A 24,928-nucleotide genomic window follows, 5' to 3' on the forward strand; every position below is an offset into this window, starting at 1 on the left:
GACGGGACGGACAGGACGGACGGGACCGACGGCTCATGAAGGGCCGCTTTCTCAGGGAATTCACAGAATCGGGAAAGAACCCTCTCAGAGGGGCCTCACAGGGTTGAGGCATGACGACGACCTCGCCCCAGGGGCGTACCGAACTGCTGAGGGCGGACCGCACCCCCGTCCGTGTGCTGGTGGTGGACGACGAGGCCCCGCTCGCCGAGCTGCTCTCCATGGCCCTGCGTTACGAGGGCTGGGAGGTGCGCAGCGCCGGGGACGGTGCCGGTGCCGTACGGATGGCGCGCGACTTCCGGCCCGACGCCGTGATCCTCGATGTGATGCTGCCCGACACGGACGGGTTCGCCGTGCTCGGCCGACTGCGGCGAGAGCTCTCCGAGGTCCCCGTGCTGTTCCTGACCGCGCGCGACGCCGTGGAGGACCGGATCGCCGGGCTCACGGCGGGCGGCGACGACTACGTCACCAAGCCGTTCAGCCTGGAGGAGGTCGTGGCGCGGCTGCGCGGGCTGATCCGGCGCTCCGGTACGACGGCCGTGCGCAGCGAGTCGACGCTCGTCGTCGGCGATCTGATGCTCGACGAGGACAGCCACGAGGTGAGCCGGGGCGGGACGTCCATCCATCTCACGGCGACCGAGTTCGAGCTGCTGCGCTTCCTGATGCGCAATCCCCGGCGGGTGCTGAGCAAGGCGCAGATCCTGGACCGGGTGTGGAACTACGACTTCGGCGGGCAGGCGAACGTCGTCGAGCTGTACATCTCGTATCTGCGCAAGAAGATCGACGCCGGACGGTCGCCGATGATCCACACCCGGCGCGGGGCGGGATATCTCATCAAGCCCGGGGAGTAGCCGCGTGAACCGGAGGCGGCGGGGTCCGTGGACGCTGCGGACCCGGCTCGTGGTCTCGGCGGTGGCGCTCATCGCCGTGGTCGCCGCGGTCATCGGCTCGGTCACGACCATCGCCTACCGCAGCTACATGTACGGCAAGCTCGACGACCAGCTGCACACCATCGCCATGCGGGCCTCGAAGCCGCCGGGCGGCGGCGCGGGACCGATGCCCGGCGGCGTGCCGCAGAGCGACGACCCGCTGGCCTTCGTCGACGCGCGCGGGCTGCCCGTCGGCGCGTTCGGGGCCGTTCTGTCCGACGGCGGCTCGGTCACGGTGTCGAGGGTGGTCGTGGACAGCGCCGCCACGCCGGACCAGGGGACCGAGGACAGCGGGCAGCCGATGACCGGCGCCCAGCAGAGCGCCCTGGAAGCCGCGGACACGCCCGTCGGCGGCGGGGCGCGGAGCATCGACCTGCCCGGGCTCGGTACCGGCCGGGTGGAGGCCGTCGCCGGTCTGCACGGGACGACGATCCTCGTCGGCATCCCCGCCGCGGAGGTGCGCTCCGCCCTCACCACCCTGATCCTCGTCGAGGTCTGTGTCACCGGCGCGGGACTGATCGCGGCCGGTATCGCGGGCGCCGCCATGGTCGGTGTCGCGCTGCGGCCACTGCGCCGGGTCGCCGCGACCGCGACCCGGGTATCCGAACTCCCCCTGCACAGCGGCGAGGTGGCCCCCCTGGAGCGGGTCCCGGAGGCCGAGGCCGATCCGCGGACCGAGGTCGGGCAGGTGGGCGCGGCGCTCAACCGGATGCTGGGCCATGTCGGTTCGGCGCTGGAGGTGCGCCAGGAGAGCGAGACGCGGGTACGCCAGTTCGTCGCGGACGCCAGCCATGAGCTGCGCACCCCGCTGGCCTCGATCCGCGGTTACGCCGAACTGACCCGGCGCGGCCGCGAGGAGACCGGCCCCGACACCCGGCACGCCCTGGGGCGGATCGAGTCCGAGGCGGAGCGGATGACGGGCATGGTGGAGGATCTGCTGCTGCTCGCCCGGCTGGACGCCGGACGCCCGCTCCGTCACGAGAGCACCGATCTCTCCCCGGTCGTCGTCGACGCGGTGAGCGATGCCCGAGCCGCCGGGGAGCGGGGGCAGCGGGGGCACCACTGGCGCCTCAATCTGCCGGACGAGCCCGCGACCGTGCACGGCGATCCGACCCGGCTCCATCAGGTGCTGGTCAACCTGCTGGCGAACGCCCGTACGCACACCCCGTCCGGTACCACCGTCACCGTGCGGGTGCGGGTGCGGGCCGCGGCGGGCCACCCCTGGGTGACGCTGGAGGTCGAGGACGACGGGCCCGGCATCCCGCCCCAGCTGCTGCCGCATGTCTTCGAACGGTTCGCGCGCGGCGACGCCTCGCGCTCCCGCGGCGCGGGCTCCACCGGGCTCGGGCTCGCCATCGTGCAGGCCGTCGTCGCCGCACACGGCGGCCGGGTGGAGGTGTCCTCGGTCCCGGGACGCACGGTGTTCGCCGTGCATCTGCCCGCAGCGGCGCACACCCTGCCGCACTCACAGCGGGGGGACAGGCTCAGCACACCGGCGTGACAGCGGGGTTGGCGAGTGTCGACGGCATGCGAACCGACACTCCCTGGAGCACCCTGCCGGCCCGGGACCACCTCCTCGCCGGAGCGGCCGATGGGGCAGGCCCACCCGTACTCGATGTGGTCGTACCCGTCTACAACGAGGAGAAGGACCTCGAACCGTGTGTGCTGCGCCTGCACGACCATCTGGCGCGCACCTTCCCCTACGCCTTCCGGATCACTGTCGCGGACAACGCGAGCACCGACCGGACACCGCAGGTCGCGGCCCGGCTCGCGGCGGCGCTGCCGCGGGTGCGGTCCTACCGGCTGGAGGAGAAGGGCCGCGGGCGGGCGCTGCGTACCGTCTGGTCGCACTCGGACGCTCCGGTCCTGGCGTACATGGACGTCGACCTGTCCACCGACCTCAACGCGCTGCTGCCGCTGGTCGCACCGCTGATCTCCGGCCACTCCGACCTGGCGATCGGCTCACGGCTGGCCCGTAGCTCGCGGGTGGTGCGCGGGTCGAAGCGGGAGTTCATCTCGCGGGCCTACAACCTCATCCTCCGCTCGTCGCTGGCCGCGCGGTTCAGTGACGCGCAGTGCGGGTTCAAGGCCATCCGGCGCGAGGTCGCGCAGCGGCTGCTGCCGATGGTCGAGGACACGGGGTGGTTCTTCGACACCGAGATGCTGGTGCTCGCCGAGCGCGCCGGGCTGCGCATCCACGAGGTGCCGGTCGACTGGGTCGACGACCCGGACTCCACCGTCCACATCGTGCGGACCGCGACCGATGACCTGAAGGGCGTGTGGCGGGTGGGACGGGCGCTGGCGGTCGGCGCACTGCCGCTGGACCGGCTGGCGAGGCCCTTCGGAGACGATCCGCGCGACCGCGCGCTGAGCGGGGTGCCGCGCGGCCTGGCCCGCCAGCTCGTCGGATTCTGCGTCGTCGGCGCGCTCTCCACCCTCTTCTACCTCGCCCTGTACTCGCTCTTCCGGCTGGGAGTCGGCCCGCAGATCGCCAACGGCGGCGCGCTGCTGGTGTCGGCCGTCGCCAATACGGCAGCCAACCGGAGGCTCACCTTCGGCGTACGCGGCAGGGGCGGAGCCGTACGCCACCAGGCGCAGGGCCTTGTGGTCTTCGCCATCGGTCTCGCCCTGACCAGCGGCTCGCTGGCCGCACTGGGGGCGGCGTCCGGATCGCCGTCGCACGGCACGGAACTCGCCGTACTGATCGCGGCCAACCTCGCGGCGACGGTGCTGCGGTTCCTGCTCTTCCGTGCCTGGGTCTTCCCGGACCGGGCCTCCGGGGGGCCGGCGGCCTCCGCGGCTCCCGCCTCGGCCGGGCGCGCCGATGACACTCACCACGAACTGGGGAACGTCCGATGACCACGCTGCATCCCGACCACCTTCCGGCCCCGCCGGATGCGCCGACGCCCCCGCCACCGACACCGGCCGCAGGCCACGCGCGCCCGAACACACCCCTGACGCACCGGCTGTGGCGGGGCAGGCCCGAGGACCCGCGCTGGACCCGGCCCGCCTTCCTCACCCTGCTGCTGGTCATCGCGCTCGCGTACCTGTGGAACCTCAGTGCCTCCGGTTACGCCAACTCCTTCTACTCCGCGGCCGTCCAGGCGGGCAGCCGGAGCTGGAAGGCCTTCTTCTTCGGCTCGTTGGACGCGGCGAACGCGATCACGGTCGACAAGCCCCCTGCGACGCTCTGGCCGATGGCCCTGTCGGTGCGGATCTTCGGCCTCAGCTCATGGGCGATCCTCGTTCCGCAGGTGCTGATGGGGGTGGCCACGGCCGGGGTGCTGTACGCGGCCGTCCGCCGCCGCTTCAGCGCCGCCGCCGGGCTGATCGCGATGGCGGTGTTCGCGCTGACGCCCGTCGCCGCGCTGATGTTCCGCTTCAACAACCCGGACGCGCTGCTGGCGCTGCTGATGACCGTCACCGTCTACTGCGTGCTGCGCGCGATGGAGAAGGGCCGGACCACGTGGCTGGTGTGGGCGGGTGTCGCGGTCGGTCTCGCGTTCCTGTCCAAGACCCTGCAGGCGTTCCTGATCCTGCCGCCGCTGGCCGTGCTGTACGCGGTGTTCGCGCCGGTCTCCGTACGCAAGCGGCTGGGCCAACTCGGGCTGGCGGCCCTGGCGATGGTCGTCGCGGGCGGCTGGTGGGTGGCGATCGTCGAGCTGTGGCCCGCCTCCTCGCGTCCGTACATCGGCGGTTCGCAGAACAACTCCTTCCTGGAGCTGACCTTCGGCTACAACGGCCTCGGCCGGATCAACGGCGACGAGACCGGCAGCGTCGGAGGAGGCGGCGGTGGTGGCGGTGGAGCCGGTGGTCAGTGGGGGGATTCCGGCATCGGCCGGATGTTCAACTCCGAGATCGGCGGCCAGATCTCCTGGCTGCTGCCCGCCGCGCTGATCCTGCTCGTCGCGGGCGTCTGGCTGACCTGGCGGGCCGGGCGGACCGACACGGCCCGCGCGGCGTTCCTCGCCTGGGGCGGTTCGCTGCTGATGACGGCGGTCGTCTTCAGCTTCATGGCCGGGATCTTCCACCAGTACTACACGGTTGCCCTGGCGCCGTATCTCGCGGCGCTCGTCGGCATGGGCGCCACGGTCCTGTGGGAGGAACGGGCCAGGTGGTGGGCAGGCGGCGCGCTCGGCGTCACGGTCGCGGTGACCGCGCTCTGGTCGTACGTCCTGCTGGGGCGCACCCCGGATTATGTGCCGTGGCTGCGCTGGGCCGTCCTCATCGGCGGTCTGGCCGGGGCGGCGGGGCTGCTGCTCGTCGCGCGTCTCGGGCGTCGACTGGCGCTCGCGGCGGTGGGGGTGAGCCTGGCCGCGTCGCTGGCGGGGCCGACGGCGTACACCCTCAGCACGCTGAACACCGGGCATCAGGGCTCGATCGTGACGGCAGGACCGTCCGGCGCCAGCTCCATGGGCGGCCCGGGTGGCGGCGGCCGGGGCGGTGGCGATGGGGGACCCGGCGGTCCCGGTGGCGGTGGCACGGCCGGCGGAATGCGGCCTCCCGGCCAGGGCAACCAGCAGAACGGCCGGCAGCCGGGAGCCATGCCCGGCACAGGCGCAGGCATGGGGGCAGGCGCGGGCGCAGGCCCCGCCACCGGCACCGCACCCGGCGGCATGGGCGAGAGCGGCACCCCGGGAGGCGGCGCCCCCGGCGGCGGCATGGGCGGTCTGCTCAACGGCTCGTCCGTCAGCGCCGAGGCCGAGAAGCTCCTGGAGAAGAACGCCGGGGACTACACCTGGTCCGCCGCCGCCATCGGATCGCAGAACGCCGCGAGCTACCAACTCGCCACCGGATACCCGGTGATGGCGATCGGCGGCTTCAACGGCAGTGACCCGTCCCCGACGCTCTCCCAGTTCAAGAAGTACGTCGAGGACGGCAGAATCCACTACTTCATCGCGAGCGGAACAGGCGGCATGGGCGGAGGCGGAATGGCCGGCGGCAGCGGCACCTCGTCGCAGATCTCCTCATGGGTGGAGGCGAACTTCGAGGAGGTCACGGCCGGCAGCGCCACCTTCTACGACCTGACGCAGCCGAAGAGCGGCGCATAGCACTCAGCGCCGCAGCAGCAGATCCGCGACAACCGGGCGGTGGTCCGAGGCAAGAGTCTCGGCCACCGCCGCGTGGCGTACCCGTACGGAATCCTTCGACACCGCCACGTAGTCGATCCGCTGCACCGGATCCTGCGCCGGGTACGTCGGCCCGCCCGGCTCGATGTCCGTCAGCTCCTGCCACAGCGGGGCGAGTTCGGGAGCGGCCGGTGCCGCGTTGAAGTCGCCGAGCAGGATCTGCCGCACCTTCTGCCGCCCCGGCGCCCGGTCCTCGGCCATGACCCGGCGGGTGTCGGCGACCTGGGCGGTCCGTACGGACGGGTCGGCGCGGTAGTCGAGATGCGTCACATACACATGCACGGGCAGCCCCTTCACCCGCAGGACCGCCTCTCCGAAGCCGGGCGCGGGGGCCGGGACCGGGTTCGGGACCTGGGTGGAGAGCCGGGTGATCTCGTGGTTCTCGGCTCTCACGATCCGGTACCTGGACAGCACCGCGACCCCGAACTCGCGCCGGGGCGCACCGGGAGTCTCCGGATCGAGGCTGTATATCGGCGCGAACGAGATGTGCATCCGCAGCCGCTCGGCCAGCTCGGCCGCCAGATCGCGCCACTCGCTGCGGGTGCCCCAGTGGACATCGACCTCCTGGAGCCCGATCACATCGGCGTCCAGCGAGCGCAGCTCGGCCGTCTGCCGGTCGAGATCGAAGACGTTGTCCATGCCGGCGCCCGCATGGATGTTGTACGTGGCCACGCGCAGCGGCACCGCTTGACCCTGTCCGGCGGCCGCCGCGGGAGGCACGAGGGCGCTCCCCGACAGACCTGCCGCGACGAGCACTTGCACCGTACGACGACGCAGTGACATACCACTCCAGCCCTTGTCGGATCAGCGGCGAGCACGGTACCGCGCGGAAAAGGGTTGTACAGCGTATGGGGGATGGCTATACGGTGTACGTCTCGTTCTCGTACACTGTATAAGGCATCAGGAGTCCGCATGACGGCGACCGCCCCCGGGCAGAACCGCCTCACGTCACCGAGCCACCCGCAGCGCTGGCTGATCCTCGGCGTCATCTGTCTCGCCCAGCTCACCGTGCTGCTCGACAACACCGTTCTCAACGTCGCGATCCCCTCCCTCACCCGGGAGCTGGACGCCTCCACCGCCGATGTGCAGTGGATGATCAACGCCTATTCGCTGGTCCAGTCGGGCCTGCTGCTCACGGCCGGCAGCTCCGCCGACCGCTACGGCCGCAAGAAAATGCTGATCGCGGGGCTCGCCCTGTTCGGCATCGGTTCGCTGGTGGCCGGACTGGCCCAGTCGTCCACACAGCTGATCGCCGCCCGCGCGGGCATGGGCATCGGCGGTGCGCTGCTGATGACGACGACCCTGGCCGTCGTCGTGCAGATCTTCGACGACGCCGAGCGGATCAAGGCGATCGGCATCTGGTCGACCGTCAGCTCGCTGGGCTTCGCCGTCGGACCCCTGATCGGCGGAGTGATGCTCGACCACTTCTGGTGGGGCGCGATCTTCCTGATCAACATCCCGGTCGCGGTCATCGGTCTGGCCGCCGTCGCCCGGCTCGTCCCGGAGTCCAAGAACCCCGGGGGCGAGCGCCCCGATCTGCTCGGCGCGCTGCTCTCCACCATCGGCATGGCATCCGTCGTGTACGCGATCATCTCCGGCCCCGGGCACGGCTGGACGTCGGGCCGGGTGATGCTGACCGCCTTCGTCGGGGTCGCCGTCCTCACCGGATTCGCGCTGTGGGAGCTGCACATCCCGTACCCGATGCTGGACATGCACTTCTTCCGCAATCAGAGGTTCATCGGGGCGGTCGCGGGCGCGATCCTGGTCGCGTTCGGGATGGGCGGCTCGCTCTTCCTGCTCACCCAGCAGCTCCAGTTCGTCCTCGGCTACGGGCCGCTGGAGGCCGGTCTGCGTACGGCTCCGCTGGCGCTGAGCGTCGTCGCGCTCAACCTCACCGGACTGGGCGCCAGGCTGGTGCCCAGGCTGGGCACGCCCGCCACCATCGCGGCCGGGATGGGCCTGCTGGCCGCGGGTCTCGCCGCGGTCGCGCTGCTCGGCGGCAACGGCTACGGCGGCATGCTGCTCGGCCTGGTCGTGATGGGCGCGGGCATCGCGCTCGCCATGCCCGCCATGGCCAACGCGATCATGAGCGCCATTCCGCCGGAGAAGGCGGGCGTGGGCGCCGGGGTCAACGGCACGCTCGCCGAGTTCGGCAACGGTCTGGGGGTCGCCGTCCTCGGCGCGGTGCTCAACTCCCGGTTCGCGGCGCTCGTGCCCGCGGCCGTCGGGGCCGCCTCGCTGCCCGCCGCACTGGCCGCGGCCACGGGTGACGGCGAGCGGGCACGGATCACGGACGCCTTCGCGTCGGGGCTGGAGACCAGTCAGCTGGTCGGAGCGGTGGCGGTGCTGGCCGGCGGACTGCTGGCAGCGGTGCTTCTGCGGCGCGCGGAACGGGCAGAATCTGCCCGGGCGGACTCGGCCGGGACGGCGGCAGCGGCATAGCATCGAGGCGGGGCGCATCGGACCGTACGAATCCGCTTCACGCGCACGGGTACGCCGTCCGGTCCGTCCCGCCGGCAAGACGAGGAGAGAGCGCCATGGTGTCCGCGGCCGACCGTGTGAAGAACCCTGCCAGGACCAGTGTGTGGCTGGACCAGCGGGCACCGGCGCGCACCCGCAGATCGGACCAGCCGGCCGGTCTCGACCGGGAAAGGATCACCGCGGCCACCGTCCGGCTGCTGGACGCCGAGGGCCTCGCCAAGTTCTCCATGCGTCGGCTCGCGGCCGAGCTGGACGTCACCGCGATGTCCCTCTACTGGTACGTGGACACCAAGGACGATCTGCTGGAGCTGGCCCTCGACTCGGTCTACAGCGAGATCGCGCCCCCCGGGCAGGACGCGCACTGGCACGAGCGCCTGCGCGAACTCGCCGTCTCCTACCGTGAATTGCTGGTCCGGCATGGCTGGGTTTCGCCGCTCGCCGGTCACTTCCTCAACATGGGCCCGTACTCGATGCTGTTCTCGCACGCCATGCAGGACGTGATCCGGGCGACGGGGCTTCCGCTGCACCAGCAGACGGGCGCGCTCTCCGCGGTCTTCCAGTTCGTGTACGGATTCGGCACCATCGAGGCCCACTTCGTGCAGCGCAGCAGGGAGTCGGGGATCAGCCAGGACGAGTTCTTCCAGCAGGCGTTGGGGACCATCCGGTCCCAGCCGCAGCTCCGCGGGATCGTCGAGTCCTCGCAGGACCTGATGGACGCGCGGGGCGGCGACACGGTCGAGGAGATGCGCGAGCGGGACTTCACCTTCGCCCTGGACCTGCTGATCGCCGGCATCGAGGCGATGCGGGACCGCTGAGGCCTCGTCCGTCCCCTCAGTACCCGCGCCCCACATCCACGGCCGTCTCCGGCACCCGCCCCCGCGCCATCGCCTCCCAGCACGCGGTGAAGTCGGTGACGATGTCCTCGTCCGCCGTGATGCCCGCGGAGTGCGAGGTGATCACCGTACGGGGCAGCTGCCAGCACCGGCCGCCGGGCGCTGCGGGCTCCTCGGGCAGTACGTCGAGTACCGCGCGCCCCACCGCACCGGAGTGCAGCGCGGCCTCCAGCGCCCGCATGTCCACAGTCGCGCCCCGGCCGACGTTGATGAACGCGGCGCCGCCCATGCCCGCGAAGCGGTCCGTACCGAAGAAACCGTCCGTCGCGGGGGTCAGCGGCAGCGTGGAGACCACCCACCGCGCCCCGGCGAGCGGCCGTGCGTCGTCGTCCGCCGCGACGACCCGGTCGAAGCCCGCCGGTGCCGCATCCGTACGGACCGCCCCGCGCCCGACGCCCACGGTCCGGATGCCGCACGCCCGCAGCAGGATGGCGACGGCCGAGCCGATGCGACCGGTCCCGTAGATCACGGCGGTCTGCCCGGCGGCGAGTTCGGAGGGGATACGGCGCCACTCCGCCCGTGCGTGCTGGGCGGCGAACTCGGGGACGGACTGGCAGTCGGCGAGCACCCAGGCCAGCACGTACTGGGCGATCCGCTCCCCCATGCGGCCCACCGTCCGGGTGAGCAGTGCGCCGGGCGGCCACGGCCCGGCGGCCAGCAGGGCGTCCGTACCGGCGTTCACGCTGTGGAACCACACCAGATTCCCGCCCCGCAGCGCGTCCGGCAGCGCGGCCCCGACACAGATGAAGGGCTCCTGCGGCGCTGCGCCGGAGAAACCCTGTTCGACGGGGCGGCCGGTGATCCGGCCCAGTTCGCCAACGACGAAGGCGTCCACCGTCGGTGCGGCCAGCAGCCGGGCCCGCGCGAGCAGACCCGGCGCCGGAACGTTCTCACTCATTGCTGGGACAGCGGTCAGTTGCCGGGCGCCAGGTGGGCGGGGAATCCGCCCGTGGCGATGGGGCTCCACCGCTCCGGGGTGATCCGGATGATCGACTTCCCCTGCTTCACCATTGCCGCCCGGTACTCGTCCCAGTCCGGGTGCTCGCCCGAGATGTTCCGGAAGTACTCGACGAGCGGCTCGACCGAATCCGGTGAGTCGATCACCTCGGCCGAGCCGTCGATCTGCACCCACGGCCCGTCCCAGTCGTCGGACAGGACGATCACGCTGACGCGCTCGTCCCGCTTCGCGTTGCGGGTCTTGGCCCGTTCGGGGTAGGTCGAGACGACGATCCGGCCGGAGTCGTCGACGCCGCAGGTCAGCGGGGAGCCCTGGGGGCGGCCGTCGGACCGGGTGGTCAGCAGGATCGCCCGGTGCCTGGGCCGTACGAACGCCAGCAGCTCATCGAGCTCCACGGCGGTGTTCGTCGCGATGTTGGGTGCCATGTCCGCAGACTACGACGGCAGGGACTCACCCTGCACGGCCTGGATGTCCAGCTCCACCCGCAGCGTCGTCCCGATCGCCGAGATGCCCGCCTGGACCACCTGGTTGTAGTTCATGGCGAAGTCCTCGCGGCGCAGCTCCGCCGTGGCGCTGAAGGCCGCACGCACCCCGCCCCACGGGTCCGGGCCCGTCCCGAGGTAGTTCAGGTTCAGGCCGACCGGGCGCACGATGCCGTGCATCGTCAGCTCGCCGTGGACCAGCCAGCGGTCCGGGCCCGCCGGGGTCAGTCCGTTCGAGCGGTACGTGATCTCCGGGAACCGGTCCGAGTCCAGGAAGTCCGGCGAGCGCAGGTGCTTGTCGCGCATGCCGTTTCCGGTGTCGATGCTGGCCGCCCCGATGACGGCGTCGACCCGGGACCGCTCGACGTCCTGCGCGATCTCGATCCGGCCACCGAACTCGGTGAACCGGCCGTGCACGCTGGAGATCCCCAGGTGCTGCGCGACCGCGCCCACCGAGGAGTGCGCCGGGTCCAGCGACCAGGCGCCCGGCGGCGGCAGCTCCACGCCGCCCTGGCGGGCCAGCACCACCGTGCCGGCCTCGACCCGGCCGCTCGCCGTGACGAGGGCGGTGGAGGCGGCGGGGGCGTACCCGACCGCGGTGACGATCACGGTGTACGCGCCGGCCTGCAGGGGAGTGTCGGTCCGCACCGCCCCGTCCTCGTCGGCGGCGGCCCGCAGCACCTGGGTGCCGGTCATGTCGGTCACCGTCACGACCGCGTGCTGGACCGCCCAGCCGTCCCGCGTCCGTACCTGTGCGCGAAGTCCCATCCCGTTTTCTCTCCTTGCTCAACGACTCGATGAGTCGGGCCCCGGGGCGGGGACGGCAGGCCGTCCCCTGCCTGCCGTCCCCGCCACCGGGGCCCATTTCCACCGGCCGGTACAGCGTCTCCGCTCGAAACGCCCACCCGCCAGGGGTCTGTGATTACTCGCCGGGGTGGGCGAGCTCGATGTCGTGGCCGTCGACCCCGCGACCGGCCACGGTCAGCGCGCCGGCCACCGGCGGATAGCCGGTCGCGATGACCGAGTACTCGCCCGCGTCCAGGTCGGCGAAGGCGTACGCCCCGTCCTCCCCGGTCATCGAGGTGGCGACCACATTGCCCGCCGCGTCGACCAGCGTGACCCGGGCGTCCGGCAGCGGCCGCCGGTCGGCGCCGGCCCGCACGACGCCCTGCACCAGCGCGCCGGACTGCAGTGCGGCCTCGATCCGGGTGACGCCCTGGCCGCCGATCTCCACCGGCAGCGCCAGCGGACGGAACCCGGCGGCGTTCACCGCGACGGTCACCGAACCGGGAACCAGCTCACCGAAGGTGAACTCGCCCGTCTCACCGGACTTGCCGGTGGCCAGCACATCGCCGCGCACATCGGTCACGATGACCACGGCACCCTCGACCGGCGCGGCGGTCTCGGCGGTCCGCACGATCCCGGCCAGGCCGCTCGTACCGGAGAGCAGGATGTCGTACGGGAGCGGCTCGTCACCGACGACCACCGTGGACGCCTGCGGCTGGAAGCCGTCGGCGGATGCGATCAGGACGTAGCTGCCGGAGCCCGGCGCGTCCAGACCGTAGCTGCCGTCGGCCTGGGCGACGGAGCGTCCCAACTGCTTGCCGGACAGCGAGATCAGCGTGACGGCGGCCTGGGCGACAGGTGCGCCCTCGGCGTCGCGCACCACACCGTGCACGGCTGTGCCCTGCACAGTGGCCACCGGGGCTTCCAGGCCATCGGCCGAGGAGGCCGAAGAGGCCGAGGCGACAGCGGCCGGGGCGGCCTGGGCCGCTGCCTGGGAGATCAGCGCGTGAACGGCCTCAGGAGCCTTTACCGGCTCCGCGACGGGGGCCTCGGCCGGGGCGTCGTTCGCGGCGTTCGTCTTCAGCGCGACCTCCTTGATGAAGATCGTGACCAGGAAGGCGATCAGCGCGGCCGGAGCGGCGTACAGGAAGACATCGCCGACACCGTGCCCATAGGCGCTCTCCACGACCGTACGGAACGGCGCGGGCAGCTTGTCCAGGTCGGGGATGCCCCCGCCGCCGGTGCCGCCGTGGCCCATGGCCGCGCCCTTCGGACCGAGGTCCGCGAGTCCGTCCTTGACGTAGTGGGTGACGCGGTTCGCCATGACGGCGCCCAGCGCCGAGACGCCGATCGCACCACCGAGCGAACGGAAGAAGGTGACGACGGAGCTCGCCGAGCCGAGGTCGGACGGGGCGACCTGGTTCTGCGTGGCGAGCACCAGGTTCTGCATCATCATGCCGATGCCGAGCCCCATCACGAACATGAAGACCGCGATGTGCCAGTACGTCGTGTCGTACCGGATCGTGCCGAGCATCCCGAGCCCGGCGGTGACCAGGAAGCCGCCGCTGACCAGCCAGGCCTTCCAGCGGCCCGTCTTGGTGATGATCTGGCCGGAGACGGTCGACGAGAGGAACAGACCGGCGATCATCGGGATCGTCATGACGCCGGACATCGTCGGCGACTTGCCGCGCGCCAGCTGGAAGTACTGGCTGAAGAAGACGGTGCCCGCGAACATCGCGATACCGACGAACAGCGAGGCGACCGAGGCCAGCGTGATGGTGCGGTTGCGGAAGAGGCGCAGCGGGATGATCGGCTCGCTGGCCCGGGACTCGGTGAAGACGAAGAGCAGGGCGAGGACCAGGGAGCCCGCGAGCATCACGCCGGTCTGCCAGGACATCCAGTCGTACTTGTCGCCCGCGAAGGTCACCCAGAGGAGCAGCAGCGAGACGGCGGCGCTGATGAAGAAGGCGCCGGTCCAGTCGACCTTGACCTCACGCTTGACGACCGGGAGCTTCAGGGTCTTCTGGAGCACGATCAGCGCGATGACCGCGAACGGCACACCGACGTAGAAGCACCAGCGCCAGCCCATCCAGCTGGTGTCCGTGATGACACCGCCGAGCAGCGGGCCGCCGACGGTGGCGACGGCGAAGACCGCGCCGAGGTAGCCGCTGTAGCGACCGCGCTCACGCGGGGCGATCATCGCGGCCATCACGATCTGCGCGAGGGCGGAGAGGCCGCCGACGCCGATGCCCTGGACGACACGGCAGGCGATCAGCATGCCGCTGCTGGTCGACAGACCGGCGACGACCGATCCGGCGACGTAGATGATCAGGGCTATCTGGACCAGCAGCTTCTTGCTGAACAGGTCGGAGAGCTTGCCCCACAGCGGGGTCGTGGCGGTCATGGCCAGCAGCGAGGCCGTGACGACCCAGGTGTAGGCGCTCTGACCGCCGCCGAGGTCGGAAATGATCTCCGGCAGGGCGTTGGAAACCACGGTGGACGACAGAATCGCGACGAACATGCCGAGCAGCAGCCCGGTGAGCGCTTCCATGATCTGCCGGTGTGTCATCGGCGCGCCGGACACGGAATCGGATGATCCCCCGTGCTTGGCGTGGCCGCCCCGCACACCGGTTGGTGTGGTCGTAGCCATTGAGTTCCTTGTCTTTGCTTCTGTTACACAGGTGTACGGGTGTACGAGTCGTTGTGGCTGTCGGCGGGTCGGGTACGGCAGTCGCCCGGGTGTTTTCCGGGGGCGCACCCGGCGGGGCCGCGGCAGGCGAAACTGTCGCGCAGCCGGGCCAACAGCGTGTTCAGTTGTCCGACCTCGTCGTCGGACCAGTCGGAGAGGTTGTGGACGAACATCTCGGTGACCCGTTGGTTCAGATCACCGAGCAGCTCGCGTCCGGCGGGGGTCAGCCGCAGGATGCGGGACCGCTTGTCCGCCGGGTCCGGGAACCGCTCGATCCAGCCGTGCTCCGCCACATGGGCGACATGACGGCTGGTCACGGACATGTCGATGGCCATCAGTTCGGCCAGCCTGCTGATCCGCATCTCACCGTGCTCACGGAGGAGCGAGAGTACGGCGGCGGAGCCGGCAGGGCACTCGGCGGGCAGCAAGCGGGTGAGACCCCGCTTGACGGACCCGATGGCGCTGAGCTGCCGGGCCAGCTCCTCGTACTGACTTCGTACGGCCACGGGCCCCCCAGACATCTCACAGGTTCATCTTGTTGCTTAGGGCAACCATAGAAGCCGTTGGTTGCTGAAGGCAAACGAAATGGGGCTTGCATAAGTAAAGGAACGCAAAAGGCTGCGTAGGGTTCGGGTCAAAGGCCCAGCGTGTGGGGTGTGGATTGTGCCTGGTGTGTCCCGTGCCACAGATGAGGCGATCGGGTGTCGGTTCCGGTGCCCGCGGCTCCTCCCCTGTTGCTTCCCCGCTCCTTCCCGGTCCCTCCCCGTTTCTTCACCGGCTCACCGGCTCCGGCCACGGCCCTTCACCGACCCGGGGGTTGGGCCTTGACGCCGAGTTCGCTAGGGTCCTGGCCCATGGCACACAACCCCCACGCCCCGCAGGGCCCCGAGGGCAACAACGACCCGGCCGGCAGCACCCAGATGTTCCGCGCCTTCGTCGACGAGGGCGAGCCGCAGCGTCGGCAGCAGCCGGCCGCCCCGTCCGGATCGAAGACCGGGGTGATCGTCACCGTCGTCGCGGTGATCGTCGTCCTCGGGGCGGTCGCCTGGCTCGCGCTCGGCTGACCGGCTCCTCTCTACCTCTCGCCTCCACCCGTCACTTCAATACGGCGGTGACGTCCCGGGTCTCGACATGCATCCCCAGGGGCACCCGCCAGGCGTCCACGCAGACGGTGTACGTCTTCGTCCGCGCCGCTCCCGCATCGATCGGCGCGGGCAGCGGCGCGGACGACTCGATGGTCGCCCAGTCGATCCCCAGCGCGCCGATGATGTGTGTGGCGAAGGTGACGGTCCCCGGGCCCGCCGGTGATCCTCCGGTGTTACGGAACTCCACGGTCACCTTCTCGCACCAGCGCTGGTCCGCGGCCGCCCGCTCCGGGGCGCCCACCACCAGCACGGCAGGCTCGGCGGGCGCGGTGGGGCCGGGTGCCGACGGGGTTGCGGGGGCTGTGGAACCGCTTCCCGGGCTGTCGGGGACACCCGCGCCGCCGGAGCCGCTCGTACCGCCTGCGCCACCTGTACCGCCAGTACCGCCCGTGCTGCCGACCGCGCCGCCGGAGCCGCCTTCTGCGCCGGGCGACCGGGCGGCCCCGCTGCCCTCGGCGCCCGTACCCCCTGAGCCCTCGCCGCTGGCGGAGGCGGTCGGCGAAGACCCGCCGCCGTCGGCCGGGCCCGCGGCACTCCCGCTGCCCGCGCCGCCCCTGTCCAGCGGTACCAGCGTCACCTTCCCCGAGGGAGCCCCCGCCCCCGACGGCACTCTCTCGGGGCCCGCGCCCGCCGCGCCGATCGCCACATAGCCGTCGTCCGCCGTACCGTCGGCACAGGCGGCCAGCGCGCCGCCCAGACACAGCACGGCCGCCGAGGCGGCGATCAAGGTGCCCCGGCGGCCGGTCGAGTCGAGTATCTGACGTCGCATCGCGCCAGTGTGGCTGACGGTCCGTCAAATCGGAACCCTCGTGCCACGGTGCGGCGTTCCACGGGCGGTCAGTCGGCGATGAGCCCTTCCCTGAGCTGGGCGAGCGTACGGGTCAGCAGGCGCGAGACATGCATCTGCGAGATGCCGACCTCCTCGCCGATCTGGGACTGCGTCATGTTGGCGAAGAACCGCAGCATGATGATCTGGCGCTCGCGCGGCGGGAGCTTGGCGAGCAGCGGCTTGAGCGATTCGCGGTACTCGACGCCCTCCAGCGCCGAGTCCTCGTATCCCAGCCGGTCCGCGAGCGAGCCCTCGCCGCCGTCGTCCTCGGGAGAGGGCGAGTCCAGCGAGGAGGCGGTGTACGCGTTGCCGACGGCCAGGCCGTCGACCACGTCCTCCTCGGAGACGCCGAGCGCCTTGGCCAGCTCGGGCACGGTCGGCGAGCGGTCCAGCTTCTGGGCGAGCTCGTCGCTGGTCTTGGTCAGCGCGAGCCGCAGCTCCTGGAGCCGGCGCGGCACACGCACCGACCATGAGGTGTCACGGAAGAAGCGTTTGATCTCCCCCACGACGGTCGGCATCGCGAACGTCGGGAATTCCACGCCCCGTTCGCAGTCGAACCGGTCGATCGCCTTGATCAGGCCGATCGTGCCGACCTGGACGATGTCCTCCATCGGCTCGTTGCGGCTGCGGAACCGCGCCGCGGCGTACCGCACCAACGGGAGGTTGAGCTCGATGAGTGTGTCCCGGACGTAGGCACGCTCCGGACTGTCCGTTCCGTCGGGGCCCGGTGCGGGCCCCAGCGCGGCGAGCCGCAGGAACAGGGAGCGGGACAGAGTGCGGGTGTCGATGGCTTCCGGCGAGCTGGTGAGCACAACGGGTGCGGGTGCGCTCTTCGTGAGCGTGAGCACCTTCGAGCTGCCCTGTTCTGCGGACATGCCACCCCCTTGAGGTCGCGGACGGTCGCGTTGAGCCGCGACCATCGGAGGAACGCAGCCTCCACCTGAATACCGGAGGCGAGGCCACGGCAAACGCGGTTCCCGCAGAATGTCACATGTCGGCAACACGCTGTAGTGACATGTCGACAAGTCTTTGTGGCGTCTGCGCAGTTAACAGGGGGTGTGTGGCATTTACGCCCGCCCGAACCGGACTTCGAGTGATCTACCCGTTCCGGTTACGCCTCGATCCTGTTTGCGGATCGAAGCCGGGCGAAACTACGGGCCAGGAGCCTTGACACATGCATCTGGGAGACCCCCAGTTCCGCGCTGATCTGCGACTGCGTCAGATTGCTGTAGTAGCGCAGCAGCAGGATGCGCTGCTCGCGCTCGGGCAGCTGTACGAGCAGATGCCGGACCAGATCGCGGTGTTCGACCCCGGCGAGGGCCGGGTCCTCGTAGCCGAGTCGGTCCAGCAGGCCCGGCAGTCCGTCGCCCTCCTGGGCGGCCTCCAGTGATGTCGCGTGGTAGGAGCGCCCCGCCTCGATGCAGGCGAGCACCTCGTCCTCGGAGATCCTCAGCCGCTCGGCGATCTCCGCGGTGGTGGGTGAGCGGCCGTGAGCGGTCGTCAGGTCCTCGGTGGCGCCGGTGACCTGGACCCAGAGCTCGTGCAGTCGGCGCGGGACGTGGACGGTCCGCACGTTGTCCCGGAAGTACCGCTTGATCTCGCCGACGACGGTCGGCATCGCGAAGGTGGGGAACTGGACGCCGCGTTCGGGGTCGAACCGGTCGATGGCGTTGATCAGGCCGATCGTGCCGACCTGGACGACGTCCTCCATCGGCTCGTTGCGGCTGCGGAAGCGCGCGGCGGCGTACCGCACCAGGGGGAGATTCGCCTCGATCAGCGCCGCGCGTACGCGGGCGTGCTCCGGGGTGCCGGGTTCCAGGTTCTTGAGCTCTCCGAAGAGGACCTGGGTGAGCGCCCTGGTGTCCGCGCCCCTGGTCCTGGCGGGTGGCGCCGTGCTGTCGGGCGTCTCGGTCTGGATGGTCTGCGTGGTCTGCGTGGTCTGTGCCGCCTGTGTGGTCTGCACCGGCTCGACGGTCTCGACGCTCTGGACGGTCTGGGGAGGCACTTGAGGCGCTGTACTGGCCGGCACGGTGACGCCACCCCTTTGCGGTCAACTTCGGTCAACTCATCCGTCAAAAGCGGTCATAGCATCACAAGACATGTCCACTCTGTGCAAGCACCGTATAGCTTCGTGTTGGGGTCAACTTGGTTTAAACACTAAGAAAAGCCCCTCACCGCAATGGTGAGGGGCTCGGCCGGCCGGCCCGGTCAGGCTGACCGGCGGGATCAGAACGGATAGTCGGCGATCACCCAGGTGGCGAACTCGCGCCACTGTCCGGCGGCGGCCTGATGGGCCGGGTGCTCGATGTAGCGCTTCAGGGCGTCCTCGTCGGCGACCGCGGAGTTGATGGCGAAGTCGTAGGCGATCGGCCGCTCGGTGATGTTCCAGGCGCACTCCCAGAACTCCAGCTCGGGAATCTGCCCCGCCAGCTCCTGGAAGGCCTTCGCCCCGGCGACGACCCGCGGTTCGTCCCGCTCGACGCCGTCGTTCAGCTTGAACAGGACCAGATGGCGGATCATGGGGTACTCCTACTTCACGAGCTCGGACATGAAGTCGCCGACGCCCTGTGCGGCACTCGAAACGCCTTCGAACCCTACCTGGACGAGGTCCGCCGCCCGCTCCGGGGACGTGATGATCGTGTACAGCACGAAGACGACTATCACGTAGAGAGCTATCTTCTTCGCTTGCACCATCAGCCCCTGCCTCGCCTTCGATCCCCTGTGCAGTCGGGCGATTCTATCCGCACGCATGGCCGTATCCCGCTGCTGTTTCCGACCACTCATAAGGCCTTTGAGGACCAGGGGCCCGGCGATCGGAACCCTTTGCCCGCTCATAGGGCTTCTGCGAAGCCGCAGGACGGACGGTGAGACCAGCGGCCCCGTTCGCGAGCGGCGGCGTGGAAAACTCGAAGGGCCCGACGCGATGCGCCGGACCCTTCACAAGAGCGGTAGCGGAGGGATTTGAACCCTCGGTGAGTTTCCCCACACTCGCTTTCGAGGCGAGCTCCTTCGGCCGCTCGGACACGCTACCGAGAGAGAGCTTAGACCATCCCGGGCGTGCGTCGAAATCCGATTCCCCGCAGTAGGCCGTGGACGTGCGGAAGCCCGGTCAGAGGTCGCGGAAGAACGCCGTCAGCCGGTCGGCGCAGGCATCCTCCAGCACTCCGTGGATCACCTCGGGGCGGTGGTTGAGGCGGCGGTCGCGTACGACGTCCCAGAGCGAGCCTGCCGCACCCGCCTTCTCGTCGCGCGCCCCGTAGACCACCCGGTCCACCCGGGACTGCACCAGTGCGCCCGCGCACATCGTGCAGGGCTCAAGGGTGACGACCAGGGTGCATCCGGACAGCCGCCAACGGCCGAGCGCGGCCGCGGCCCGGCGGACGGCGAGGATCTCCGCGTGCGCGGTCGGGTCGCCGGTCGCCTCGCGCTCGTTGTGCCCCGTGGCGAGCAGGGAGCCGTCCGGGCCGAGCACGACGGCGCCGACCGGCACATCGCCGGCCCGCGCCGCCAGATCGGCCTCGGCCAGGGCGAGGCGCATGTGCGCCCGCCACGGGTCTCTCACGGGATCGTTCGGTTCACTTACGGGTTGGTGCGGCTCTTCTACGGGTTCGTGCGGTTCCGGCGGTCCCTGCGGGTGCGGTGGTTCGCTCACCCGCGGACCCTAACGGACGGTCTCCAGGACCTCGGCCGCACCCAGGGCGTCCGCGATCTCCACCAGTGCGTCCGTGCGCAGCATCAGCAGCTCCGCCTCGGGGAGCCCGAGGTCGGCCAGGATCCCGGTGTCACCGAGCGGGCCCGCCGGTACCGCGTCGTCATCGAGTCCGTCGTCGTCAGCGTCGTTGTTGTCGTTGTCGTTGTCGGGGGTGATGTCCGGTTCGCCGTCCTCCGTACCGTCGAGGCCGACGAGCTCTTCGAGGGCGGCAATCGTGTCCTCGGCCCCGGGTTCGCGGCCGAGCAGTTCATCGGTGAGCAGGATCTCCCCGTACGAGGAGCGGGCGGCGGCGGTCGCGTCCGAGATGAAGATACGGGGGTCCTCCTCACCGTCGACCCGGACGACGCCGAACCAGGCGTCCTCCTGCTCGATGAAGACGAGCACCGTGGTGTCCTCGTCCACCGAGGCCTCACGGGCCAGATCCGTCAGGTCGGACAGGGTCTCCACATCGTCGAGTTCCGTGTCGCTCGCTTCCCACCCGTCTTCGGTGCGCGCGAGCAGTGCGGCGAAGTACACCGTGACTCTCCCACTGGTCATAGGGGTGTCGGTCCGGCGGGAGGGCATCCGGTGGCCCGGATGTCCTGCGTCCCGCCCATCGGAATCGTGGCAGAAACAAGGGCTTCGCGAGAGGAGTTCGGCCGTTGCGTCGGCCATCAGTTCTCCTGGACGCCGCCACCAGGGGGACACCGGGCCGCCGTCCGACCTACCAGCGGAAGGTCCGCATCCGCATGGCCTGGCGCATCCGGGCGGCCCTCGCCCGGCGCGGCTGGACGCGGTCGCGGAGCGCCTTCGCCTCGTGAAGCTCGCGCAGGAACTGGGCGCGCCGCCTACGGCGCGCCGCGTCCGTGTCCGGCGCGTCCCGAGGGACCTCCGTACCCTGAGGGACCGGCGTGTCCGGCCGGCCCCGCTTTTGCTGTTCACCGTCCGGCATCGGCTCATCACCCCAAGGCTGGGTCCGTATGCCCTCACCTTCCCCCCCGAACGTGTGGTTGATGCCAGCGCACGGGTACGGGAGGCGCGGTTACTGTTGAGCCCATGCGGATCCACGTTGTCGACCACCCGCTGGTCGCGCACAAACTCACCACCCTGCGCGACAAGCGCACCGACTCCCCGACCTTCCGGCGGCTCGCCGACGAGCTGGTCACCCTGCTCGCCTACGAGGCCACGCGGGATGTGCGCACCGAACAGGTCGACATCGTGACCCCGGTCACAGCGACGACCGGGGTGAAGCTGTCGCACCCGCGCCCCCTGGTCGTACCGATCCTGCGGGCAGGGCTCGGCATGCTCGACGGCATGGTGCGGCTGCTGCCGACCGCCGAGGTGGGCTTCCTGGGCATGATCCGCGACGAGGAGACGCTCCAGGCGTCCACGTACGCGACGCGCATGCCGGAGGACCTCTCGGGCCGCCAGGTGTATGTCCTGGACCCGATGCTGGCCACCGGCGGCACGCTGGTCGCGGCCATCCAGGAGCTGATCAAGCGCGGTGCGGACGATGTCACCGCGGTCGTGCTCCTCGCGGCGCCCGAGGGCGTCGAGGTGATGGAGCGCGAGCTTGCGGGCACGCCGGTGACCGTGGTCACCGCCTCGGTCGACGAGCGGCTCAACGAGAACGGCTACATCGTCCCGGGCCTCGGTGACGCGGGCGACCGGATGTACGGCACGGTCGACTAGGACGACACGGGCGGGATGTGCTGGGCTGCCGGGGTTGCCCCGGCAGCCGTCAGCAGGACGGTGCGGGGGACGGGTCGGACAGTGCGGCGAGGGCCGCGGCGGCCGACCGGGGCGTGCTGAACGCCTTGAACTGCGTACCGAGAATCAGATCGACGTCCGCCGTCTTGCGGGCGTCGGTCTTCGCAACGGCCCCCTGCAACTGCGCACCGAGCACCGGGAACGAGCCCTTCGTGGCCGACGGGGCGCCCAGCAGCACCCCCGTACCGGCGACCTTCTTGTCGTACGCGGCCGAGGCGTTCCCCACCTCGCCGATGGTGAAACCGCGCTTCTTCAGCTCGTCGGCGGCCTTCTTGGCGAGCCCGCTGCGGGGCGTCGCGTTGTAGACGTTGACGGTGATCTTCGCGGGCTTCGGCAGCGCCAGTGCGGGCGCGGACGGCTTGGCGGAGGCGCAGTCCGTCTTGTGGTCGGCGGCGGTGGCCGTCCTGTCGCCGCCCGTGAAGACGTCGATGAGCTGCAACGTGCCCCAGCCGGCCAGCCCGAGGGCAACCACGGAAGCGGTGGCAGCGAGGATCAGTTTGCCGCGACGCCGGGGGCGGCGCATCCGCGGGTACTTGTCGCCCGTGATGCGGTACTTTCCGCCCATGCCGGGGGGAGTGAGCATGCTCATGGGCGCAGCGTAGTGCGACCTGGTGATGATGCCTACTAAATGATCAATGGATCGCACCCGTCCGGGTGGGAATGCACCCGAACGAACCCCGGAGCGGCCCATGGCGCCTGCGGGTCCGTGGAGCGAGTCGGCCGGGCTCCATCAGCCGAGTTCGAGCACCCGGGCGTGGAGAACCTGGCGCTGCTGAAGCGCGGCGCGGACCGCGCGGTGCAGTCCGTCCTCCAGATAGAGGTCGCCCTGCCACTTCACGACGTGCGCGAACAGATCACCGTAGAACGTCGAGTCCTCGGCGAGGAGGGTTTCGAGGTCCAGGTTGCCCTTGGTGGTCACCAGCTGATCGAGGCGGACCGGGCGCGGCGCGACATCCGCCCACTGTCGGGTGCTTTCCCGGCCGTGGTCGGGATAAGGCCGCCCATTTCCGATGCGCTTGAAGATCACACGGAAAGCCTACCGGGCAAGAGCCTCCGGGCGCAGCCATGGGGCGGGACTGCAATGCTGGCAAGAACGCCATAAAAGCGGGCATTCCGGAATAGGGGCCGTGATGAGTGACAGCGACAATGCGGGCCCGGGCCCGGGTCGGGGCACCGACGGCGGTCCGGACGCGAATGTGCGGGGGACGGGCGTGGCGGCGGTGGAGGAGGCGGTGAGGGGCGGGGAGCGGGCCGGAGACGGAGCTTCCTCGGGTGCGGCCCGGAAGGCGTCCGAAGAGGATGCCTCGCTGGTCGAACAGGTGGTGGCGAGCGGGATGTTCCGGTCGCTGGCACGGTCCGTGGGGACACAGCTGGGACGGGAGATCTCGCGCTCGCTCTTCGGTACGGCCCGCCGCAGACGGTAGTCGAACAGCGGCGGGCGCGCGGCGGGGGGTGTCCGGGGAGGGTGCGCTGTTATGAGTCCACGGCGCGTTTGGCCGCTCGGGCCGCCTGCTTGGCCTGCTGCTTGAACGCGCGGACCTCGGCGAGCGATTTCGGGCCGGTGATGTCGGCGACCGACCGGTGCGAGCCCGCCTCGCCGTACGGCCCGGCGGCCTCCCGCCAGCCCGATGGCCGGACCCCGAACTGCTTGCCCAGCAGAGCCAGGAAGATCTGTGCCTTCTGGGTGCCGAACCCCGGCAGGGCGTTCAGCCGTTTCCGCAGCTCGGCCCCGCTGGAGACATCGCTCCACACCGCGCTCGCATCGCCGTCGTACTCCGCCACCAGGTACTGGCACAACTGCTGGACCCTCTTGGCCATGGAGCCGGGGTACCGGTGCAGAGCAGGTTTGGCGGTGAAGAGTTCGACGAAGGCCTCCGGGTCGTACGCGGCGATCTCATGGGCGTCCAGGTCGTCCCCGCCCATCCGCCCGGCCAGGGTGTACGGGCCGGAGAACGCCCATTCCATCGGCACCTGCTGATCCAGCAGCATGCCGACGAGGGCGGCGAGCGGGCTGCGGGCGAGGAGTTCGTCAGCCTCCGGCTGCTGGGCGATCCGCAGGGTGACGTCCTGGCCCTTGTTGCTCTTGGTCATGCCTTCGATCATCCCGATGGCGGTGCGGCGCGGCCACTTCACCGCCCGCCGATGCAGCCGTTTGCCGCCGGATTCCGTTCGAGGAGGCGACGCGGCCGCGGCCGTCCCGGATGCCCGAAGGGGCAGCACCGGCTGCCCCCGGCCGGCGGTCTCCGGGCTGGACGGGGCAGTGGCGCGTCGTGAAGGTGGAGTGGTGGGCCATCACGACGCGTCTTGGACCGGGGTGTGGTCAGGACGGACGCGGTCAGGGGAGACGACGATGCACGTACGGGAATGGGACCGGGAGCACGACCACGAGCGGGATCACGGACGCGGGCAGGAGCACGACGAGGCCCTGCACGCGCCGAGGGCGACCGAGCGCGGGGAGGCGGCGGACACCCCGCACCTCTACCGTGCGGCGGCCGCCGGGCGGCCCGATGTGGTCGGGGCCGGCGGCATGAGCGCGCTCCAGCGGGCGGTCGGCAACAGCGCCGTGGGGTCGATGCTCCAGAGGCGGGAGGAGGAAGAGCGCTCCCCCGTGCACGAGGTGGTCGCATCGGGCGGAGGCCGGCCCCTGGACACCGATACCCGCACCGATCTGGAGGCACGGATGGGCGCGGACTTCTCCGACGTACGCGTCCACACCGATTCCGCCGCACACGAATCGGCGAAGGGCGTGGGCGCCCACGCGTACACGGTCGGCAACAACGTGGTCTTCCAGCGGGACGCGTACGATCCGTCCTCGCCGCAGGGCCGTACGACGCTGGCGCATGAGCTCACCCATGTGATCCAGCAGCGCAGCGGCCCTGTGGAGGGTACGGAGGCGCCCGGCGGCATCCGGGTGAGCGATCCGTCCGACCGGTTCGAAAGGGAGGCCGTCGCGAACGCGGACCGGGTGCTGTCGGACCCGGCTCCTGCCCCTGCACCCGCCCCTGCTTCGGCCCCGGCCTCGGCGCCTGCTGTGCAACGGGCGGCGACAGAGGACGAGGACGAGCAACCGGCCGATGTGCAGGGCTCCTTCGTCCAGCGGGCGCAGGAGGGGGCCGAGGAGGAGGAAGAGGCTCCGCCCGCTTGACGGG

General features: G+C 70.8%; 27 protein-coding genes and 1 tRNA gene. 10 read left to right on the plus strand and 18 right to left on the minus strand.

What is annotated here, in order from left to right:
* The first annotated feature begins 110 nt into the window (after positions 1-110).
* The 4 genes from OG507_RS21190 to OG507_RS21205 are packed head-to-tail and all read left to right on the plus strand — an operon-like array spanning position 111 to position 5,977.
* Positions 111-848, plus strand: coding sequence for a response regulator transcription factor (locus OG507_RS21190; RefSeq protein ID WP_327368775.1), 738 nt, complete (start codon positions 111-113; stop codon positions 846-848).
* Between the two features lie 4 nt (positions 849-852).
* Positions 853-2,427 carry a HAMP domain-containing sensor histidine kinase gene (locus OG507_RS21195; RefSeq protein ID WP_327368776.1) on the plus strand — a complete coding sequence of 525 codons (1,575 nt, stop codon included), beginning with the start codon at positions 853-855 and terminating at the stop codon, positions 2,425-2,427.
* 26 nt (positions 2,428-2,453) lie between these two features.
* The gene (locus OG507_RS21200) at positions 2,454-3,785 is read left to right on the plus strand and encodes a bifunctional glycosyltransferase family 2/GtrA family protein (RefSeq protein ID WP_327368777.1); all 1,332 of its coding nucleotides are present in this window, start codon (positions 2,454-2,456) and stop codon (positions 3,783-3,785) included.
* Complete coding sequence (locus tag OG507_RS21205) at positions 3,782-5,977, plus strand: glycosyltransferase family 39 protein (RefSeq protein WP_327368778.1); 2,196 nt, start codon at positions 3,782-3,784, stop codon at positions 5,975-5,977. The genes OG507_RS21200 and OG507_RS21205 overlap by 4 nt, the downstream gene beginning before the upstream one ends.
* A gap of 3 nt (positions 5,978-5,980) precedes the next feature.
* Here the strand turns inward: OG507_RS21205 and OG507_RS21210 are convergent, their stop codons facing one another.
* Positions 5,981-6,838 (minus strand): endonuclease/exonuclease/phosphatase family protein, encoded by an 858-nt coding sequence (locus OG507_RS21210; RefSeq protein ID WP_327368779.1) that lies wholly within the window; start codon positions 6,836-6,838, stop codon positions 5,981-5,983.
* A 129-nt stretch (positions 6,839-6,967) separates the two neighbouring features.
* Here OG507_RS21210 and OG507_RS21215 point away from each other — a divergent pair, with 129 nt between their 5' ends.
* Together OG507_RS21215 and OG507_RS21220 are read left to right on the plus strand one after the other, a co-directional pair.
* Positions 6,968-8,497: an MFS transporter gene (locus OG507_RS21215; protein WP_327368780.1), complete on the plus strand. Its 1,530-nt coding sequence runs from the start codon at positions 6,968-6,970 to the stop codon at positions 8,495-8,497.
* 95 nt (positions 8,498-8,592) lie between these two features.
* The gene (locus OG507_RS21220; RefSeq protein ID WP_327368781.1) at positions 8,593-9,351 is read left to right on the plus strand and encodes a TetR/AcrR family transcriptional regulator; all 759 of its coding nucleotides are present in this window, start codon (positions 8,593-8,595) and stop codon (positions 9,349-9,351) included.
* Between the two features lie 16 nt (positions 9,352-9,367).
* Here OG507_RS21220 and OG507_RS21225 read toward each other — a convergent pair whose 3' ends face one another.
* The 5 genes from OG507_RS21225 to OG507_RS21245 form a co-directional block, all read right to left on the minus strand.
* Positions 9,368-10,327 carry an NAD(P)-dependent oxidoreductase gene (locus OG507_RS21225; protein ID WP_327368782.1) on the minus strand — a complete coding sequence of 320 codons (960 nt, stop codon included), beginning with the start codon at positions 10,325-10,327 and terminating at the stop codon, positions 9,368-9,370.
* 14 nt (positions 10,328-10,341) lie between these two features.
* The gene (locus OG507_RS21230) at positions 10,342-10,812 is read right to left on the minus strand and encodes a PPOX class F420-dependent oxidoreductase (RefSeq protein WP_327368783.1); all 471 of its coding nucleotides are present in this window, start codon (positions 10,810-10,812) and stop codon (positions 10,342-10,344) included.
* A gap of 9 nt (positions 10,813-10,821) precedes the next feature.
* Complete coding sequence (locus OG507_RS21235; protein ID WP_327368784.1) at positions 10,822-11,637, minus strand: YceI family protein; 816 nt, start codon at positions 11,635-11,637, stop codon at positions 10,822-10,824.
* Between the two features lie 154 nt (positions 11,638-11,791).
* A complete protein-coding gene (locus tag OG507_RS21240) occupies positions 11,792-14,305 on the minus strand; it encodes an MFS transporter (RefSeq protein WP_327368785.1) in 2,514 nt (837 codons plus the stop codon).
* Positions 14,306-14,328: 23 nt separating this feature from the next.
* Positions 14,329-14,850, minus strand: coding sequence for a MarR family winged helix-turn-helix transcriptional regulator (locus OG507_RS21245; protein ID WP_327368786.1), 522 nt, complete (start codon positions 14,848-14,850; stop codon positions 14,329-14,331).
* Positions 14,851-15,198: 348 nt separating this feature from the next.
* Between OG507_RS21245 and OG507_RS21250 the strand changes: the two genes are divergently transcribed.
* A complete protein-coding gene (locus tag OG507_RS21250; RefSeq protein ID WP_327368788.1) occupies positions 15,199-15,408 on the plus strand; it encodes a hypothetical protein in 210 nt (69 codons plus the stop codon).
* A gap of 31 nt (positions 15,409-15,439) precedes the next feature.
* Here OG507_RS21250 and OG507_RS21255 read toward each other — a convergent pair whose 3' ends face one another.
* From OG507_RS21255 to OG507_RS21295, 9 genes are all read right to left on the minus strand, one after another.
* Positions 15,440-16,258: a hypothetical protein gene (locus OG507_RS21255; protein WP_327368789.1), complete on the minus strand. Its 819-nt coding sequence runs from the start codon at positions 16,256-16,258 to the stop codon at positions 15,440-15,442.
* Between the two features lie 68 nt (positions 16,259-16,326).
* Positions 16,327-17,193, minus strand: coding sequence for an RNA polymerase sigma factor SigF (locus tag OG507_RS21260; protein WP_266747420.1), 867 nt, complete (start codon positions 17,191-17,193; stop codon positions 16,327-16,329).
* A 236-nt stretch (positions 17,194-17,429) separates the two neighbouring features.
* Complete coding sequence (locus OG507_RS21265) at positions 17,430-18,347, minus strand: RNA polymerase sigma factor SigF (protein ID WP_327368790.1); 918 nt, start codon at positions 18,345-18,347, stop codon at positions 17,430-17,432.
* A gap of 197 nt (positions 18,348-18,544) precedes the next feature.
* Entirely contained in the window at positions 18,545-18,838 is a 294-nt protein-coding gene (locus OG507_RS21270) for a Dabb family protein (RefSeq protein WP_327368791.1), read from the minus strand.
* A gap of 9 nt (positions 18,839-18,847) precedes the next feature.
* Complete coding sequence (locus OG507_RS21275; protein WP_327372247.1) at positions 18,848-19,069, minus strand: hypothetical protein; 222 nt, start codon at positions 19,067-19,069, stop codon at positions 18,848-18,850.
* A gap of 195 nt (positions 19,070-19,264) precedes the next feature.
* Positions 19,265-19,349: transfer RNA gene (locus OG507_RS21280), tRNA-Ser, on the minus strand.
* 78 nt (positions 19,350-19,427) lie between these two features.
* Positions 19,428-19,856 (minus strand): tRNA adenosine(34) deaminase TadA, encoded by a 429-nt coding sequence (gene tadA, locus OG507_RS21285; protein ID WP_327368792.1) that lies wholly within the window; start codon positions 19,854-19,856, stop codon positions 19,428-19,430.
* Positions 19,857-19,979: 123 nt separating this feature from the next.
* The gene (locus OG507_RS21290; RefSeq protein ID WP_327372044.1) at positions 19,980-20,546 is read right to left on the minus strand and encodes a tRNA adenosine deaminase-associated protein; all 567 of its coding nucleotides are present in this window, start codon (positions 20,544-20,546) and stop codon (positions 19,980-19,982) included.
* Between the two features lie 187 nt (positions 20,547-20,733).
* Positions 20,734-20,961: a hypothetical protein gene (locus tag OG507_RS21295; protein WP_327368793.1), complete on the minus strand. Its 228-nt coding sequence runs from the start codon at positions 20,959-20,961 to the stop codon at positions 20,734-20,736.
* Positions 20,962-21,065: 104 nt separating this feature from the next.
* On the opposite strand from OG507_RS21295, the gene upp reads away from it, so the two are divergent.
* Positions 21,066-21,701: a uracil phosphoribosyltransferase gene (gene upp / locus OG507_RS21300; RefSeq protein WP_327368794.1), complete on the plus strand. Its 636-nt coding sequence runs from the start codon at positions 21,066-21,068 to the stop codon at positions 21,699-21,701.
* Between the two features lie 49 nt (positions 21,702-21,750).
* Here the strand turns inward: upp and OG507_RS21305 are convergent, their stop codons facing one another.
* Together OG507_RS21305 and OG507_RS21310 are read right to left on the minus strand one after the other, a co-directional pair.
* Positions 21,751-22,344 (minus strand): LytR C-terminal domain-containing protein, encoded by a 594-nt coding sequence (locus OG507_RS21305; RefSeq protein ID WP_327372045.1) that lies wholly within the window; start codon positions 22,342-22,344, stop codon positions 21,751-21,753.
* A gap of 165 nt (positions 22,345-22,509) precedes the next feature.
* Positions 22,510-22,806 carry a type II toxin-antitoxin system VapB family antitoxin gene (locus tag OG507_RS21310; RefSeq protein ID WP_072488263.1) on the minus strand — a complete coding sequence of 99 codons (297 nt, stop codon included), beginning with the start codon at positions 22,804-22,806 and terminating at the stop codon, positions 22,510-22,512.
* Positions 22,807-22,909: 103 nt separating this feature from the next.
* On the opposite strand from OG507_RS21310, the gene OG507_RS21315 reads away from it, so the two are divergent.
* On the plus strand, positions 22,910-23,203 hold the full coding sequence (locus tag OG507_RS21315) for a helicase HerA-like domain-containing protein (protein ID WP_327372248.1): 294 nt from the start codon (positions 22,910-22,912) through the stop codon (positions 23,201-23,203).
* Positions 23,204-23,252: 49 nt separating this feature from the next.
* Here the strand turns inward: OG507_RS21315 and OG507_RS21320 are convergent, their stop codons facing one another.
* Complete coding sequence (locus tag OG507_RS21320; protein ID WP_327368795.1) at positions 23,253-23,870, minus strand: HhH-GPD-type base excision DNA repair protein; 618 nt, start codon at positions 23,868-23,870, stop codon at positions 23,253-23,255.
* A gap of 259 nt (positions 23,871-24,129) precedes the next feature.
* On the opposite strand from OG507_RS21320, the gene OG507_RS21325 reads away from it, so the two are divergent.
* Complete coding sequence (locus OG507_RS21325) at positions 24,130-24,924, plus strand: eCIS core domain-containing protein (protein ID WP_327368796.1); 795 nt, start codon at positions 24,130-24,132, stop codon at positions 24,922-24,924.
* The last annotated feature ends 4 nt before the right edge of the window (positions 24,925-24,928 follow it).

The organism is Streptomyces sp. NBC_01217 (genome assembly GCF_035994185.1).
Lineage (GTDB): Bacteria > Actinomycetota > Actinomycetes > Streptomycetales > Streptomycetaceae > Streptomyces.